Here is a 15,872-nt window from a genome sequence, read left to right on the forward strand (position 1 = left end):
ACTATTACTTATGAATTTGAGCAATATCTTTTATAAAGCGGTCGATATTTCCTGCACCAACAGTGGCAATAACTTTACCATCATACTTCGTTACCTCATCTAAAAGGTCTTCATCTTGAACAATACGTTTATTATCATGAAGAATTTTACCTAGCAACATTTCTGAATTGACACCTTCCACAAACTTTTCTCTCGCAGGATAAAGCGGTAATAACCAAACTTCATCCGCAAGGGATAAACTTTCACCAAAGTTATCTGCAAAATCAGCTGTTCTAGAATATAAGTGTGGTTGGAAAATTACCGTAATCTTTTCTCCCGGATATAAAGCTTTGATCGACTTTATAAAAGTAGTGATTTCTGTAGGGTGATGTGCATAATCATCAATATACACTTTATTTGCTGTATCAACCCACTTTTCAAATCGTCTTTTCACACCTTTATAGCTCTCAATACCTTCCCTTACTTCTTCAGAGGTGATTCCGATTTGTAAAGCAATTGACATTGCTAGTAATGCATTGGCTACATTATGAAAACCTGGCATTTGAAGGTTTACATTATTAAATGTAGTAGTATTTATATGAGCATCAAATACAAAAGCTCCGTTTTCCACGTGAAGATTTTCAGCAAAAACATCACCTCCCTCAATACCGTATGTAGTAAGGTCTACTTTCCCTTGAGGTTTTAATTTTTGAATACTTTTCTCCAAAAACAATTGTCCATCATCAGGCAATTTATTAATAAACTCTTGAAATGATACAAAAACAGCATCTTCGTCGCCATAGATATCTAAATGATCTGCTTCACAACTTGTTACTCCAATAATATCAGGCGACAGTTGTAAAAATGAGCGATCAAATTCATCGGCTTCCACTACCACAATATGATCCGATTTATTACTATCACCAAGTAACATATTCGTTCCATAATTTGTACTGATACCGCCTAAGAACGCCGAAACATTTTTATTGGCAGATTTCAAAATATGGGAAAGCATAGAAGAGGTAGTCGTTTTCCCATGTGTACCTGCTATACCTACAGTAAAACTATCTCTCGTAATCAACCCTAATACTTCAGCTCTTTTCTTTAACGTGTAGCCGTTTTCTTTCAGGTATTGCATTCCTTGATGTGATGCTGGAATAGCAGGTGTATACACTACTAAAACATCTTCTTTGGGTAAGGATAATAGTTTTTTCGATAAAGCCTCCTTACTATCATCAAATACAATATTGATACCTTCTTCTTGAAGTTTTGCTGTTAAATCTGTAGGTGTTTTATCATAACCTTCCACTTCATAGGAATTAGCATTAAACCAACGTGCTAAAGCACTCATTCCTATTCCTCCGACTCCTAAAAAATATATGTATGCAGGTAACATTTTCTATAAATTAATTCATTCTTTTATAATGACGTTCAGCAGATTCTAATACAGCATTTGCTATATCATTGGCTGCATTTGGCTTTCCTAATTGAAGGATTGCTTTACTTAAAGATTGTAACTTTTCTTCGTTTTGCATCAAAGCTAACATCTCGTTCACTAATTGCTCTCTCGCTTCAGTATCCTTGACAAGAATGGCAGCATCTTCTTTCACTAAAGCTGTTGCATTTTTTGTTTGGTGGTCTTCAGCAACGTTAGGAGATGGTACCAAAATAGACGGTTTCCCTGCTAAACAAAGTTCAGAAATGGATAATGCACCTGCTCTCGCTACTACAATATCAGAAATAGCATATACATTCGCCATATTTTTAATAAATGACACGACATGTAAGCCTTCTTTTCCTCCAAACTCTGCATGGTATTTTTCATAGTAATACTTCCCTGTCTGCCAAATCACCTGAATACCTTCATCTAATAACCTTTGAACTCCTTTTGCCATGCTTTCATTTAAAGTCAAAGCACCCAAACTTCCACCAAATACGAAGGCAACCTTTTTAGTAGGATCAAAACCCCACTCTTTATACCCTTCTTCCTTTTTGCTCTCTAACTCAATAATATCTTGACGAACAGGGTTTCCTGTAAAAGAAATAACCTTTTTTGGAAAATAATATTCCATATCAGGATAAGCCACACAAATCTTTTCGGCTCTTCCTCCTAATATTTTATTTGTTAAACCAGCATAGCCATTTTGCTCTTGGATTACGGTTGGAATTCTACTTGACTGTCCTCTCCACATAATAGGGCCACTTGCATAACCTCCTACTCCTACAATCACATTCGGTTTAAAATCACTGATTATCGAGCTGGCTTTCCATAAGCTTTTTATCAACTTAAAAGGGAATGATAGATTTTCAAGTGTCAATCTTCTTTGAATTCCTGCAATTGGTAAACCGACAATTTCATAACCAGATTCAGGTACTTTTTCCATCTCCATTCTCCCTTCTGCACCTACAAAAAGAATTTCAGTTTCTGGACGTTGTTCTTTGATTGCGTTGGCAATAGCAATAGCAGGGTAAATATGACCGCCAGTACCGCCTCCAGATATGATGACTTTTAACTTCATTTGTTTTATTTATGGTTTACCAAGATCACTAGGGAATAACGTTAATGCTAATTCTTCTATTCACTTGTTTTGTAATGTCGATAGCCCTTTTCTAAAAATAAGTACTTCAAAAAATGTAAAAACAGAATAATTCCAGGTTCTTATTTGAATTCTAAAAGCACTTACAACCCTCTAAAAAAGTAAAAGTATCCTATTACTAGAATACTTTCACAAAAATAGAATTATTTTATGATTATGAGTAGGTTTGAAACTGCTCTTTTAGTGAAAAACAACACCTCTTTTTATTTCCCGGCTTGATCTTTTCCTCTGAGTATTACAAAAGATCCTTTGATTTTTACTTCTTCGTCTCCTGAATTAAGTCTATAATTCGTTAATTCAGCTTCGTAATAATAATTTCCAGGTTCAAAAAGATTTCCTCCTTCTGTTTTTCCATCCCAATTGATTTCTATATCACCACTGTGTTCATCACTGTTGTATTCATAAATCACAGATCCCCATCGATTAATCACGGAGAACTTTACAGTTTTAACGAATCGTGGACAACGCATTGGAATAAATGTATCATTGATACCGTCACCATTCGGGCTAAAAGCATTTGGCAATTCGTAATATGGACAATTGTCTTGAACAATAATATTACTCAAAGCACTTTCATTTCCAGAATTATCTAAAGCCGTGACAGCATAAGAACCAGATACAAATTCTCGATTAAGGAATTCATAGAAATACCCCTCTGAGAGTTCTCGGTCAGCAGGGTGATCAATTGTCATAACAGGTGCTCCAAAATCTAATTTATTAATCGCTTCTCTTGGAGTAAAATAGATATTATACTTTACAATATCCTCATCACATCCATTACCTAGCTGATTCTCCCAGGTCAATTCAACTGAGAATCTATCTTTTGCACAAGTCCTTTCACCATCTCTGAAAGGAGTAACATTACAATCATTTGGGTCGTTTAATATCACCCCATCATCATAATTTTTCAGTGTCAAAATCGGTGGACATGGTGGAATAGTATCTAATAATTCGACCGTTAATTCCTGCGTTTTATTGATTAAAGGTTCTGCGATGATGGGTTGTTGATAAGAACCCACAGTTGATACATAATAAGAATACAACTTTCGATCGTCAAGAGGCTCAAGAGCAGTTCCATTATCGGTGTACCTTAATCCTTCTGTATTGACATAAACACTATCATATAATGAATAATCTGGCTCATCACCTTCTACTTTTCTATATATGTAATGATAAACACCTACAGTCAGTCCACTCGCTAACATGACAGAATCAGGTGTCAAATTCCATGGAACTGTACCACCCCATGACAAATCAACAAAATCGATTCCCGAAGATGCACTCAACTTCACGAAATTAGCAATATAAGTCGTATCAGAAGGTGATCCATTTTCTAAAAGTTCAATTCTATAATGATAATGAATACTCACATTGTTAAGTAGACGATCCGTGAAAGTAGTGTCATTCACTCCTAAAGGACTTCCGTTTAATTTTAGGTATTCACTGTCTTCTGCTTTTTCTTCTCCATCCGCTCTGTAAATGTTGTACTGAACACTTGAAAGGTCTGCAACATCCATTGGTTTAGTCCATCTCACCAAAATTTCCCCATCATCTAAACCCGTCTCATTTACGTCAGTATTAACAATATACTGTGAATCTGGAATAAAAGCACAAGCTTCTGAAGACGCTACACTTTCCCCGCCTTGCGGAGGTTGGAAAACTGCATAAATCCTATAACAGTAAGTGACCCCTTGCTCAACATTTCTATCAATGTAGGTATTCTGACTTGCGTCAACCTGCCCTACATATTGGTAACCCGTCCAATTCGGCAAACCTGTTTCACAAGAAGGTTCATAATCAAATGATCCCACTTTTCTGTAGATATAAATTTCTCTTGCATTAGAACACTCATAAGCATCCCAACTTAACGTAACTTTGTTGTCATACCTCTGTAATTCATCTGAAGTAGGAGGATTAGCAGTTAAGCCTAATGGTGGTGGTCCTAAAACATGTACATTCCAATTTTCAAGAGTTCCTAAATCTGTATTTCCAGCTGACGTTTGATCGACGGCTTCGAACGTAATCTGATAAGGTGCAGATCGAATATCATCACATGTTGGTGTCCAGGAGAATGCTCCATCCGCTTTACTATTATTCAATCCATAATAATTGACGTCAAATCCCATATCCACGTAAGGTGAGATATCTACATCTTTTTGAGCAATTTTAAAATCAATAGGATGAGGTCCCCATTCAACGGTTGAATCAGGATTATAACATGGTTCTGTATCTTGATCTTCAGCAAAAATAATCTTTGACAACTCAGTTCCTGCTATCACACATGTGTCTGGAGGTGTCTCGATCAAGGGCCTTAAGTTGAGCGGGTCAGTAATTATAACTTGCATATCACGGTTTACAGCACCGATACGAATACCGTCTCTCCACTCTTCCACTAAAAATGCAATATTGTATTCACCAAAAACAAAAGGAGCATTCCATACTAGGTCTCCCGTAATTTCATCAATATAAAAAACGGGTGGCACCTCACAATCCTCTGTCTCTCTTGACCATTCTTCATTAGGATCATCTGGAAAACGATAATTTTGCACTGGTGTATCTTCACCTTGTAAACAAACTGTTAAACGATAAGATAAACTATCGCCATCCACATCATAAGCACCAGCATTGTGCACAAATTTCTGACCTACTGCACCTTTAATTACAGGTGGAATAAGTAAGAAAGGAGAACTATTCAACCCTAGAACTGGATTGATAAAAAACTCAGATTGAATAAAGAAAGGTGTCTCTGATGAAATGTCCATATTTCTCACACCTGGATTTCGGTTTCTTTCAAAGTAGCTTACTTTATAACTTCCTGACGATGGAAATGTGTGACTCACTCTGTAGCGAATAATCTGAGTTTCCCCATCTTGTGTAAATCCCAATTCCTCAGGTGACACAATAGCATTATCAGTACCGTCTCCAAATGAAATAGTACCTTCCCCTGCCTGAACTCCTGTTACATCTCTATAAAGAATTACAGTCACCTCATAAGTCAACGAAACTTCATTGACCCTTCTCATTGTAAGGTCACCTGCTCTAATATGAGTAGCTAGCGCTTGAGTCTGAAATAAGAAACTGATTGACAATAGTATCAGTACAAAACTGACCTGCTTATATGTTTGTAAATTCATATTAAAATGCTATGCGTATCATTTATAGGTTTAGTCTGAATGATTGATTCATTAGTTTAATATACAAATCAATTAGCAGATTTGTCAACGATTACCAGTGAATTGTTTCAGATATTTTTTCAATATCAAACAACCAACTTACTTTTTTGCCATTACACTTTAAGTGCAACATATTTCTTTGGTCTTGATGCACGTCACAAAGTATTGTATTTTTTATTTCTAAATCCTTCACTTTTTTTACATTAGGGACCTCTAAATAGATCCAAAGTGACTGAATATCTCTCTTTTCATCAGTCTCTTTCCCCACCCAATTCAGCGTCACATCTTTACTATTAATTTTGAGCAGCAGCTTTTCTTGAAGGTATTTCAAGATCCACTCATCACTTTTAACCTCTTCTTTATCAGTAAATAAATGCAACTGAGGCCCACCGTTGAGTACTACACCTTCTTCCAAGTCATCAAAAAATACTTTTAAGGCTATTTCAACTCCCTTTGTGCTTTCATTATAATTTACCTCACAAACACTTAAATGTATTGGGTGAAAATTAGCTCCCATTGAAAGGAGAATACTAAATAGGACAATAGAAGGTTTAATCATTAAAAAATTCATACGAAAAAGAAAATTGATTATGTTTAAAATCAAGGATAAATTATAATTCTACAAATATAATCTTTGAATTTCTCTATTTTATTTAAGACTATTAATGTCAATTGATAATTTCATTAAATATTTTTTTTATTTTTATAAGTAAGTTAGTAATATCAATTAAAGCAGAAATTCTAATTTACTCAACTCATATATGTCTAAATTTCTGTAATCAATCTGAAACTATAATTTACAAATGGGAAAAAAAATACTAGTAGCTGAAGACAGTTCAGTAATACAAAATATCACTAGAAAAGTTTTACAATTTCAAAATTACGAAATCATTTCAGTTAAAAACGGTCAACAAGTATTAGATAAGCTAAATAAAGACCATTACGACGCTATTCTTTTAGATATTAATATGCCAGTGATGGACGGAATGGAATGTGCTCAAAAAATTAGAGCTTTAGATGATGATTCAAAAAATGCCGTTCCAATCGTAGCTATTACTGGAAATGCTAAAAACTATAGCATGGACGATTTCAAAGCAGTAGGTATCAATGAATATTTACCAAAACCATTGAACTTTGACAACTTAGTCAATGTGGTAAACAAAGTCACAAATAATTAAAAATCCTTACTTACCTACGAAGATTTCAACTGAATAAGTTACATTGCAAGATGTAATTTATTCAGTTTTTTTATGTCTAATACAAAAAAGGTTATTCTAAAACCTACAAAAGGTTTACAAACTAAGCTAGAAGATTTATTTGCTGAAACGGAGTACAACCTCCGTTATGAAAAAGGAAGTTTTAAATCAGGGTACTGCTTGATCAAAAATGCAAAAGTAGCCATTATCAACAAGTACTACAGTCAAGAAGGTAAAATTCAATCCATGATTGATATCCTCAATGAAATTAGTATTGATAGCAGTGTACTCAGCGAAAAAAATCAAGACCTTTATGCCACTGTAACTCAAGAAGGTTTCAGTCTATAATTACAACTCATTTTTTAGTAATTATGAAAATTACATTTTTAGGTACAGGTACTTCACAAGGTGTCCCAATTATTGGATGTCAATGCGAGGTATGCAGATCTATAGAATACAAGAACAAGCGATTACGTTCGTCGATACATATTGAAACTAATGATCAAAAAAGTTTGATTATAGATTCAGGACCAGACTTTCGTCAACAGGTACTCCGAGAAAAAATAACAACATTAGATGGATTGATCTTTACACATCAGCACAAAGATCATACGGCCGGAATGGATGATATTCGAGGATTTTACTTCCTGAATGACATGAAGCCTATTAATTTATATGGAACCGAAAGTGTTTTTGGTCAATTAAAACAAGAGTTCAGTTATATATTCGTAGAAGACAAATACCCTGGAGTTCCTTCTGTAGAACTGCATGAAGTGAAAAAAGATACGGACTTCACAATTGGAGATACTTTGATTACTCCCATTGAAGTTTGGCACAGAAAACTACCCGTTATGGGATACAGAATTAATAATTTTGCCTATATCACTGATGCTAATAAAATTGAGGAAGATCAAATGCAAAAATTGAAGCACCTTGATGTTTTAGTATTAAATGCATTACAACACAAACCTCACCAGTCTCACTTCAACCTCCAAGAAGCTCTTGAAGTTATTGACATTCTAAAACCAAAAAAGGCTTATTTGACACACATCAGCCACAACCTTGGTTTGCATGCTGAAGTTGAAAAAACACTTCCTGATAATGTATCACTGGCTTATGATGGGCTTAGCTTTACACTTTAAAAGAAGTTACTATTCATAAATAAAAAAGCTCATTAAACAACTTAAAATTGTCTAATGAGCTTTTTTAGAAATATCTTAAAACTAAGCTGAAGGTAACTCTGCGATAATTGTTTCTCCTCCTCTTGTTTTTTGTTCTAAATTGACGTTGATTTTAGCGTCCAATGGTAAGAAAACATCTATTCTTGATCCAAATTTTATAAAACCAAACTCTTCTCCTTGTTTTACAGCATCTCCTTCTTTTACATACCATCTAATCCTACGTGCTAAGGCACCTGCAATCTGACGGTAAAGTACTTGAATACCATTTCCGTTTTCAGTAACAAAAGTAGTTCTTTCATTATCAGTACTTGACTTTGGGTGCCAAGCTACTAAAAATTTACCAGGGTGGTATTTAAAGAACTTGATCACTCCAGAGATAGGATTTTTACTTAAATGAACATTCAATGGAGACATAAAAATTGAGATCTGAATTCTCTTCTCATTGAAGTATTCTTCTTCTTTTGTTTCCTCTATCACAACCACCTTGCCATCTGCAGGGGCGATCACGAGATTTTCTCCTTGAGGTATTGTTCTTCTTGGATTTCTAAAGAACTGTAGGATTAGTAAAAAGAATATAACACTAACTGTTAAAACTACTGCATGCACTGTTTTAGCCTCAGGCATGTAATAATAAAGTGGCGCATTTAGGACTGTAAGTAAAATCAATAATGATATAAGTAATGAATGTCCTTCCCTGTGTATTGTCATGAATGTGTTTAAAATAAACTATTTATTATCTCCAGTAACTCTTATTTCATTTATTCAGATAATGAAATAAACACCGGTTAATGATAAAACATACAAATGTAGTATTTCTTATGAAATTTTTATCTTAATATGAATAAAACTAATGTCCACCACCGATAATTCTCAACCTTTTTCTATTCCGTTTCTCTTTTCTTTGGAGTTTTCCTTGTTGTCTCTGTGACTTTGCTTTTTTATCCTTGGAACGCTTACGTTTCACATCACCTCTATGAACATCTCCATACTTTTGATTTTGTCTATACTTATAACTATTCCCCCTTACAACTGCACCTCCTAAGACTGCATGAGAGTGTTCCTGTTGTACTCCACAAGTCTTTATCGGGCAAAGCGGCTTTCTTTGTTTTATGGTATAAGCCACTTTTACCTCGGCAGACATTCTTGTCAGAAAAAAAGAAGAATTCGTACTTCCATCATAATCCAGAAGGCCATTATTAGGGAGCTGTGCAGCCGAACTAGCATAATAGAAATTAGTATTCAACATACCTGTTATACTAATTCTGTCTGTTACATATTTTGTATACCCCACACCTAAACCTAATCCAATTCCCGCTGTACCATTTGAACCTTCCATGCTAATCGTATCCATTTCAGAGATTATCTGACCAGTAGATGTAATTTTACTAGAATGATAAGAAGGTGCTACTCTCACAAAGAAACTCTCGTGAATGTATGGTAAGAAAGAGTTTTGGAAAAACTTTAATAGATAAAAATCTCCATAGACCGTAAAGTCTACAAATTGAGCCTCAGATGAAGCGGTTTGAAATGCTGAATTAGAAGAGTTTGAATAATAGGTATTGGCATAGCGAAAACCTACAGCTATTCCATCTTTTACTAAATAATCTGATGACAAATTCCATCCCCAACCCCAACTTAACCCAGGATAACTAACCCCGGTCATTGAATTTGTAGACGAAATACTTTCTTTCCATTTACTTGAAAAAATATTCTCAGATTGAAATCCTATACCTGCCTTCCATACAGCATATTGAGCTTTCCCTTCTTTTGAAAAGCACAACAAAAAAGCAACTATTATTAGTTTATAAAAAAAATTACGAGGCATTAATTTAGATTTCTATTTTGATAAGATATAAAACTCCTATGCAACTACTATGCAAGTTTAGTTTTACACCTGTAAATAAATTCCATTTTAGTGTTTAAAAAGCAAAAAAAAGAGTTCCCGAAACTCGAAAACTCTTTCCTCTTAAACTAAACTAACAAACAAACTTTCAACTAATAAAATCTTATTAGGTTATAAGTAAGTTCCTTACGATGCTTGGCGAACCTCTACATCAGCTATAAGTGATGTCATGTTTTCTAAAACATGATCAACCACAAAAGATGGAACTTCTCTTCCTATTATATTTTTATAATCTTCTCTAGTATAGAAAAGGTGTAAATTTCTTGATTGGCTAAACAATTCGTAAATTCTTGATTCTACATATTGTTGTAATGCAAAATTGAATAATACAGTAGTATCAACTACTTCGTTTTCACTATCAATAATCACATCATATATAGGAGTCATAACTCCTTCTAATTGTGTTATTTTAAGTGTTCCATAAATTGTTTCATTTGAAGAATGGTCTGTATAAACGAAGTTAAATTTGATAATCATCTAGGTTACTATTTTAAATTGTCAGCGATATTTGTTTCAGTAGATCTTTGTTAAATCCACGTTTGCAATCAAGTAAATTTCAGGTAAGTGCACAAAAAAATAATAGTAAAAAACACACTAATAAAGAAATAGTACAATATTTTCTTTCTAAAAACGCATTTAAAAGGCTGTTTTAGATGATTTTTAGTAAACAAAATTTAATAAATGAATATTCTCTCATTAGTTATTATCACAAAATATAATTTTACCAGAAAAAATAATTCTTCATAAAATGAAAAATTTAAAATTCTGAATAAAAAAAAGAACCTGTAAATCTTACAGGTTCTTTCTCAACTAACAAACAAACTTCCAACTAATTTTTAAAGCAATAAGCTATTTTATGGGTTGTAATATTTTAATATCTTAATTAAGAAGCGTGACGTAATTCCACTTCTGTAGTAAGGATTTCAAATTCATAGAGTTTATCTTTAATGATGTCATAAGACAATTCTTTAGAGAGTACTGTATAATAATCTTCTAAAGTAGCATCTATGCATTGTTCTCTAAACTCAAGAAAAGTTTCATAAACTCTTGTTTCTGCAAATTGATTAATTCCCATCTTCAATAACTTTAATCTTTCGATCTCCGTTAATCGCTCTCCATTTGTTTCTATATCATATCTCAAAAGGTTGTGTTTTGATGATACTTGTAAGAAAACTGAAAAATTGATATCAGAATACTTCAATTCTCCTTCTAATGTGATTTTATGATATACGTTCATGGGACAGGCTTTTTGGTAGGAACTAAATTTTTATATTATTCAAGGCCTAGCGACTTTGTTTAATAACTCTAAATAATTGTAAATATTTCAATTGTACAATATAATTAACCGTATGATATACATTTTATTAAAATAGTGATATGAATTACTTTATATTCTTATATTTTAAAATGTTTTTTTTCTAAGTCTCAGGAACTTTTTCGGCAGGACACAATACATGAATGGACTTTAAAAAAATTGCTTGAAAGAAATACCTTTTGTTATAAAACAAAAAAAAGTACCAATCCTCTGATTGGTACTTTGAATTCTTTCTAATTATAGGAGATCAACTTTGTCTAGGACCTCTTTGGGAACCTCTTTTGATAATTCATCAATACAATCTTGCAATGACACGTGCTGTCTTATCTTTCTTAAGGACAAGAAACGCTCATAAAGTAATGATTTGCATTCGTTTAGTGTTATTGTTTCATTTGCAATTTGATGATTAACAGTTGACAGTGAATAATTTAAAGTTATTGTAGACTTAGTTATGAAAGAATTTTGATAATAAGATTTAGTAGAGTGTACGGTCATATAAACAGGTAAATGTTAAAAGAAGTGTGTTAATAATCTTTAATTTCAACAAATTATATTTACTATCAAAGTAAAATTGTAATTTTAACACTTTACTATATAAACAAAAAAAGAATCTATAAATATTATAGATTCTTTTCACTAAAACTAAACTAACAAACAAACTTCCAACTAATCGAATATTTTATAAAAGCTTACGCTTTATTGTGTTCTATACTTTGTTCTTTTTGATTACAATACTAAATAAGTTTATTTTTTACACTTATACAAATATTCATTTAAACTTATTTGCATTTCTATGAAAAATCCCATTTCTAACCTCTTCAATACTACTTTTGAAGATAATCTTGAAATACAAAGCCTTCTTTCCCTGACACTCTTACTTTCATCCAATTTTCTGATTTTTCAACAAAAAAAAGTTCTGTCCCATTTTTGATGCCATCTGGCAATACTTTATTATTTCCTATTTCAGGTTTTTGCCTAATATTTAAGTTACTTCCTTTCGTTTTCACATAAAACTTTCCGTTTTGTTTATGAACAAAATCAGAAGAAACCCAACCTTCAATTTCTTCCACTCTTACCTTCAACCACTCATCATGGTCTGCCAAAACTTTTACTTTCTGATTATTAGGTAAGTGATCAATTACTTCACTCTCTTTTGATGGTTTATCTCTGAGTCTTAAAGTAGTGTTTACATTCACGGTAGCTATATCTCCAATTTTTAAAGGACTAAGTTCCTCGTCAAGCTCATCCTCTTTTGAGTCTTCTACATATTTAGGGAGTTGAATTTTATCTTCAGAGATCACCTCCAATGTAAATGAAGAGCCTAATCCCAACAGTTCATCCATCGTAGGCCTAGAAGATAATATATCAAGAATCCCATCTTTCTTGATGGTCCTCTTTTTGGTCTTGAAAGCGATGTCAGCATAATTTTTACCTACCAGAATACAACCCCGTGTGTCGGTGAAAAAATTACCAGAGTGAATTAATATACTTGTACGACCTGGTACTTCTGCTCCCTCTTCTGTTTGAATATGAAAAGATCGATTGGCATAATTTCCGATACTTCTAAACACAGCTTTGTACTTTCCTTCGGGAATACATGAAATTCGATTTTTATTTTCTTTCCAAGGCAGCTCAAGTGTATTACACTTAAACAGCACTTCATCATCATCATTTACGATAGTCAAATTACCTAGTGTTTGAAATTTCGAATAGGTATTTCTTATAAGTGTTGCTTTCATATTTTATAGTGTTGATGGACATTCATTTCTAATTTCTACAATTATTTATCCTTTTCATAACAGTAGAGCATTGAAAAACAAGCTAAATAGTATGGTATGGGGTATTTTTTTAGCATATTCGCATTATATTTTTTTTCGTCATTGTATACAGACATAATTAGTTTCTGATAATTATATCTGTTTACTGATTATACAGTATACTAAAACTTCAAGAATTCGGGAAATGAAAGTACTCATTCTTGGCTCTGGGGGTAGAGAACACACATTAGCGTGGAAAATCTCCCAAAGCGACAAGCTAACAAAGCTATATGCCGCTCCAGGTAATGCTGGAACTGCAGAAGTTGCACAAAACATCAGTATTTCAGCTACTGATTTTAAAAAACTTGGACAATTTGTTCAAGAAGAAGGAATCGACATGTTAATTGTTGGTCCTGAGGCACCACTTGTAGAAGGTGTAGCTGATTATTTTGCAGAGAATGAAAACCTTTCTCATGTTAAGGTAATTGGTCCAAAAAAAGCGGGAGCACTTTTAGAAGGTAGTAAAGACTACTCTAAAAAGTTCATGATGCGTCATAATATCCCTGCAGGCGCTTCTAAAACATTTACTTTAGAAACACTTGACAGTGGTTATGCATTTTTGGAAATGCAAAAACCTCCTTATGTATTAAAGGCCGATGGTCTTGCTGCTGGTAAAGGTGTATTGATCATCAATTCTTTAGAAGAGGCAAAAGCTTCATTGAAAGAAATGTTGAGTGGTCAATTTGGAGAAGCAAGTAAATCAGTACTTGTAGAACAGTTCCTTGATGGTATTGAACTTTCTGTTTTCGTGATCACTGATGGCAAAAATTATGTGACACTTCCTGAAGCAAAAGATTATAAAAGAATTGGTGAAGGCGATACTGGCTTAAATACAGGTGGTATGGGTGCTGTTTCTCCAGTTCCATTTGCAGATCAAGCTTTTATGGAGGAAATCGATAAAACGATTGTTAAACCAACTATTGAAGGTTTAACGAAAGACGGTATTGATTACGTTGGATTTATTTTCTTTGGTTTGATCAAAGTAGACGGTAAGCCTTATGTTATTGAATACAATGCAAGAATGGGTGATCCTGAAACTGAAGTTGTTATTCCAAGAGTAAAAAGTGACTTACTTGAGATTCTTGATTTAGCTGCTCAAGGTAAACTTGATGAGGCCTCAATCGAAATTGACGAGGACTTTGCTTCTACAGTAATGCTAGTATCTGGTGGATACCCAGAAGCTTACCAAAAAGGCAAAAAAATCACTGAAATTGATCAGGTACAAGATGTGATTCCTTTCCATGCAGGTACTACTTTCAGCGAATTAGGTGAAGTAATTACTAGCGGTGGTAGAGTGATTGCAATGACTGCTAAAGGAAAAGACATGAACGAAGCACTTCAAAAGTCTTTTGCTGCTGCAGAAACAGTTCAGTTCGATCAAAAGTACTTCAGAAAAGATATTGGCTTTGACTTATAATCACTTGAGTCAGATCTAAAATTATAAGGGTGTGTTTAGAGCTTATTTCTAAGTTCTAAACATGCTCTACAAAGTAAATTTCTTAATCATAACTGCATACTTTTTAAGTAAGTGTGCTCCAATCATTTCAATTATACCATGAAAAAGATAGGTGTTTTAGGAGGTGGGCAATTAGGCCGTATGATGATACAGTCCGCTATGAATTTAAATATTCAAGTGAAAACCTTAGATCCTGATCCCAATGCCCCATGTAAGGCAATGGCACACCAATTTGTTGAAGGCTCAATTAATGAATATTTCACTGTTGTAGAATTCGGCAAAGACGTTGATGTTTTAACCATAGAAATGGAAAACGTAAACGCCCAAGCATTAATTGATATTGAAAGACAAGGAATTGTTGTGTATCCCAAACCGAATCATATTCAAATGATTCAAGACAAAAGGGTACAAAAACAATTTTATCTTGACAATGGTATTCCAACTTCTCCATTTGTATTGGTTGAATCCAAAGACGAATTAGAAGAGTATGAAGATTTCCTTCCTGCGGTAATGAAAGTAGGAAAAGGTGGCTATGACGGACGTGGTGTTCAGGTGATGAAATCTAAAGATGATTTCGAAAAGGGATTTAATGCTCCTTCAGTATTAGAAAAAATGGTAGATATTGATAAAGAAATCTCTATCATTGCTGCAAGAAACCCAAGTGGTGACATCACTACTTTCCCTGCTGTTGAAATCGTTTACCATGAAAGCAACTTAGTAGATTATTTGCTTTCTCCGGCAAGCATCTCTTCAGATGTAGAAGAACGCGCTAAAATCATTGCTTATGATCTTCTTGAAAAATTGGATTATGTAGGATTATTAGCCATTGAATTCTTTGTGGACAAGGAAGGAAATGTGATTGTTAACGAAATTGCACCAAGAACACATAATAGTGGTCATCAAACAATTGAAGGCAATGTAACTTCTCAGTTTGACCAACATATTAGAGCAATCCTTGACCTTCCTTTAGGCGACACAAGTAGAAGATGTGCTTCTGCAATGGTCAACGTTTTAGGGGAAAAAGGTTATACAGGTGAAGCGAAATACGAAGGTGTTGAGGAGATTTTAGCGATTCCTGGTGTTTATATTCACCTTTACGAAAAGAAATTCACTAAACCAGAACGTAAAATGGGACATATTACCATTATTGCTGATGACAAAGATGAATTACTTGAAAAAGTGAATAAGGTAAAAAAATACTTCAAAGTGATTGCTTAATAGCAGCTTTGATGACAATACAAGGGAGATGTTATGA

Annotated in this window: 14 protein-coding genes; 5 read left to right on the forward strand and 9 right to left on the reverse strand. The window is 33.7% G+C overall.

Annotated elements, in window-relative coordinates:
- Nucleotides 1-4: 4 nt before the first annotated feature.
- The 4 genes from murC to IC221_RS13745 all read right to left on the reverse strand — a co-directional run bounded on the left by murC (nucleotide 5) and on the right by IC221_RS13745 (nucleotide 6,266).
- Nucleotides 5-1,375 (reverse strand): UDP-N-acetylmuramate--L-alanine ligase, encoded by a 1,371-nt coding sequence (gene murC / locus IC221_RS13730; protein WP_188169514.1) that lies wholly within the window; start codon nucleotides 1,373-1,375, stop codon nucleotides 5-7.
- A gap of 10 nt (nucleotides 1,376-1,385) precedes the next feature.
- Nucleotides 1,386-2,498 (reverse strand): undecaprenyldiphospho-muramoylpentapeptide beta-N-acetylglucosaminyltransferase, encoded by a 1,113-nt coding sequence (gene murG / locus IC221_RS13735; RefSeq protein WP_188169515.1) that lies wholly within the window; start codon nucleotides 2,496-2,498, stop codon nucleotides 1,386-1,388.
- Between the two features lie 281 nt (nucleotides 2,499-2,779).
- Nucleotides 2,780-5,710, reverse strand: a complete 2,931-nt coding sequence (locus IC221_RS13740; RefSeq protein WP_188169516.1) for a gliding motility-associated C-terminal domain-containing protein — start codon at nucleotides 5,708-5,710, stop codon at nucleotides 2,780-2,782.
- Nucleotides 5,711-5,801: 91 nt separating this feature from the next.
- Entirely contained in the window at nucleotides 5,802-6,266 is a 465-nt protein-coding gene (locus IC221_RS13745) for a DUF6702 family protein (protein ID WP_188169517.1), read from the reverse strand.
- A gap of 286 nt (nucleotides 6,267-6,552) precedes the next feature.
- On the opposite strand from IC221_RS13745, the gene IC221_RS13750 reads away from it, so the two are divergent.
- From IC221_RS13750 to IC221_RS13760, 3 genes are all read left to right on the forward strand, one after another.
- Nucleotides 6,553-6,927 (forward strand): response regulator, encoded by a 375-nt coding sequence (locus IC221_RS13750; protein ID WP_044205382.1) that lies wholly within the window; start codon nucleotides 6,553-6,555, stop codon nucleotides 6,925-6,927.
- A gap of 72 nt (nucleotides 6,928-6,999) precedes the next feature.
- Nucleotides 7,000-7,293 carry a hypothetical protein gene (locus tag IC221_RS13755; protein WP_044205381.1) on the forward strand — a complete coding sequence of 98 codons (294 nt, stop codon included), beginning with the start codon at nucleotides 7,000-7,002 and terminating at the stop codon, nucleotides 7,291-7,293.
- A gap of 23 nt (nucleotides 7,294-7,316) precedes the next feature.
- Nucleotides 7,317-8,087, forward strand: a complete 771-nt coding sequence (locus IC221_RS13760; protein WP_188169518.1) for an MBL fold metallo-hydrolase — start codon at nucleotides 7,317-7,319, stop codon at nucleotides 8,085-8,087.
- Between the two features lie 81 nt (nucleotides 8,088-8,168).
- Here the strand turns inward: IC221_RS13760 and IC221_RS13765 are convergent, their stop codons facing one another.
- The 5 genes from IC221_RS13765 to IC221_RS13785 form a co-directional block, all read right to left on the reverse strand.
- Nucleotides 8,169-8,834, reverse strand: a complete 666-nt coding sequence (locus IC221_RS13765; protein ID WP_188169519.1) for a phosphatidylserine decarboxylase family protein — start codon at nucleotides 8,832-8,834, stop codon at nucleotides 8,169-8,171.
- Nucleotides 8,835-8,973: 139 nt separating this feature from the next.
- The gene (locus IC221_RS13770; protein WP_188169520.1) at nucleotides 8,974-9,951 is read right to left on the reverse strand and encodes a hypothetical protein; all 978 of its coding nucleotides are present in this window, start codon (nucleotides 9,949-9,951) and stop codon (nucleotides 8,974-8,976) included.
- A gap of 204 nt (nucleotides 9,952-10,155) precedes the next feature.
- Complete coding sequence (locus IC221_RS13775; RefSeq protein ID WP_188169521.1) at nucleotides 10,156-10,506, reverse strand: hypothetical protein; 351 nt, start codon at nucleotides 10,504-10,506, stop codon at nucleotides 10,156-10,158.
- Between the two features lie 406 nt (nucleotides 10,507-10,912).
- The gene (locus IC221_RS13780) at nucleotides 10,913-11,266 is read right to left on the reverse strand and encodes a hypothetical protein (protein ID WP_188169522.1); all 354 of its coding nucleotides are present in this window, start codon (nucleotides 11,264-11,266) and stop codon (nucleotides 10,913-10,915) included.
- A 902-nt stretch (nucleotides 11,267-12,168) separates the two neighbouring features.
- Complete coding sequence (locus IC221_RS13785; protein WP_188169523.1) at nucleotides 12,169-13,083, reverse strand: DUF5675 family protein; 915 nt, start codon at nucleotides 13,081-13,083, stop codon at nucleotides 12,169-12,171.
- A gap of 223 nt (nucleotides 13,084-13,306) precedes the next feature.
- On the opposite strand from IC221_RS13785, the gene purD reads away from it, so the two are divergent.
- Entirely contained in the window at nucleotides 13,307-14,578 is a 1,272-nt protein-coding gene (gene purD, locus IC221_RS13790; RefSeq protein ID WP_188169524.1) for a phosphoribosylamine--glycine ligase, read from the forward strand.
- Nucleotides 14,579-14,716: 138 nt separating this feature from the next.
- Nucleotides 14,717-15,835: a 5-(carboxyamino)imidazole ribonucleotide synthase gene (locus tag IC221_RS13795; RefSeq protein ID WP_188169525.1), complete on the forward strand. Its 1,119-nt coding sequence runs from the start codon at nucleotides 14,717-14,719 to the stop codon at nucleotides 15,833-15,835.
- Nucleotides 15,836-15,872 lie beyond the last annotated feature (37 nt).

Source organism: Flammeovirga sp. EKP202, from assembly GCF_014534745.1.
GTDB lineage: Bacteria > Bacteroidota > Bacteroidia > Cytophagales > Flammeovirgaceae > Flammeovirga.